Annotated in this window: 1 protein-coding gene, 4 tRNA genes and 1 pseudogene; 5 read left to right on the top strand and 1 reads right to left on the bottom strand. The window is 46.9% G+C overall.

The window, feature by feature from the left end:
* From ACTHS3_RS12710 to ACTHS3_RS12690, 5 genes and pseudogenes are all read left to right on the top strand, one after another.
* Window positions 1-76: transfer RNA gene (locus ACTHS3_RS12710), tRNA-Gly, on the top strand.
* A gap of 31 nt (window positions 77-107) precedes the next feature.
* A tRNA-Cys gene (locus ACTHS3_RS12705) sits at window positions 108-181 on the top strand.
* Window positions 182-191: 10 nt separating this feature from the next.
* Window positions 192-269, top strand: a tRNA-Cys gene (locus ACTHS3_RS12700).
* 21 nt (window positions 270-290) lie between these two features.
* Window positions 291-380, top strand: a tRNA-Leu gene (locus ACTHS3_RS12695).
* Window positions 381-526: 146 nt separating this feature from the next.
* Window positions 527-822, top strand: a pseudogene (locus ACTHS3_RS12690) (transposase); the annotation flags it as partial.
* A gap of 226 nt (window positions 823-1,048) precedes the next feature.
* Here the strand turns inward: ACTHS3_RS12690 and ACTHS3_RS12685 are convergent.
* Window positions 1,049-1,546, bottom strand: a 498-nt coding sequence (locus ACTHS3_RS12685) for an NAD-dependent epimerase/dehydratase family protein (protein WP_440368103.1), incomplete at its 5' end; no start/stop codon positions are given.

Here is a 1,546-nt window from a genome sequence, read left to right as displayed (position 1 = left end):
GCGGGAATAGCTCAGTTGGTAGAGCGCAACCTTGCCAAGGTTGAGGTCGCGAGTTCGAGACTCGTTTCCCGCTCCAGTTTCATACTACAACACTCAAACGTAGTTTTGGCGAGATAGCAAAGTGGTTATGCAGCGGATTGCAAATCCGTCTACGCCGGTTCGATTCCGACTCTCGCCTCCATCCCTTTCATGGCGGGGTGGCAGAGTGTTTATGCTATAAGGGGTGCAACCCTTATACAGGCCGGTTCAAATCCGCGCCCCCGCCTCCAATTTCTCAATTTACTGTCTACGCCCGGGTGGTGAAATAGGTAGACACAACGGACTTAAAATCCGTCGGCCCTAAACCGGCCGTGCCGGTTCGATTCCGGCTCCGGGCACCAATAAATATCTGAATTTATTGAAAAACCTAATATTCTAAATTTCTAATTGACAGCTTATTTGTAAGGCTGTCTTTTTTGTTTGTGCCTGATTTGTATCTAACTTGCGCCATTTGCGTCAAATGTGACAAGCTCGTGCAAAGGTCTCAGGCTATGACAACGAGGAAGACCGGTAGCATCTGGTAATCATCGTTTGCTGGACGGCATTATGCGCAAAGCCCACCGCAACCGTCCGCTGATGGAAGCGTAAACCAAACGTAACCGACATCTATCGAAGACCCGTTATGTGGTCGAACAAAGCTTCGGTACGCTGCACCGTAAGTCCCGCTACACTCGGGTAGCCTATTTCGGTCTGATTAAAGTGAGTGCATAAAGCCATCTGAAGGCAATGTGTTTAAACCTGTTGAAAGCAGCTAACAGGCTAAGTGCGCCTGTTGTTACCTAAAAGGCGGCCCGGATGCCTGATTATCAGGTATCTGGGGAGAGTAAAGAGGGGGGTTTGAGTAGAATCAGTGGGTACTTGGAACGAAAACAGTCGAAAATCTATGTTTGGATTTCGGCTGCTGGAAGGAAAAGGAATTTTGCAAAGGTCTCATTTTAAAATTTCCCAAAATGATAAGGCCATCTGAAAATCCTTTTTCAGACGACCTTATCATTCAAATCAGAAGGACTTAAACCAATTTCTCCAGCATCCATTTAACGTAACGGCTGACGCCTTGTTTTACATCCAAGAATTCTTCTTTATACCCAGCTTCGCGCAGCTTGGTAATATCCGCTTGAGTAAAGCTCTGATATTTGCCTTTGAGTGCATCTGGGAATGGAATATAACGGATAAGTTCTTCTTCAACCAACTCTTTCAAACTCATTTCAGGCTTGCCTTCGGCCGCACGACAAGCGTTGACGGTTGCGGCGGCAAGTTCGTTAAACTGTTGGCTACGACCTGTACCGAGGTTAAAGATACCTGAAAGCTCAGGATGATCGAAGAAGTAAAGGTTAACTTTGGCAACATCTTCTACGCTGACAAAATCGCGTGTTTGCTCACCATTACCGTAGCCGTCATTGGCGCCAAACAGATTAACATAACCATGCTCGCGGTATTGGTGGAAATGATGGAAGGCGACGGATGCCATACGGCCTTTGTGTTGCTCCTGCTGTCCATATACGTTGAA

It is taken from the genome of Neisseria sp. P0009.S007 (assembly GCF_051962515.1).
The sequence above is the reverse complement of the archived record's forward strand: the minus strand, read 5'-3'. Positions and strand labels throughout refer to the sequence as shown.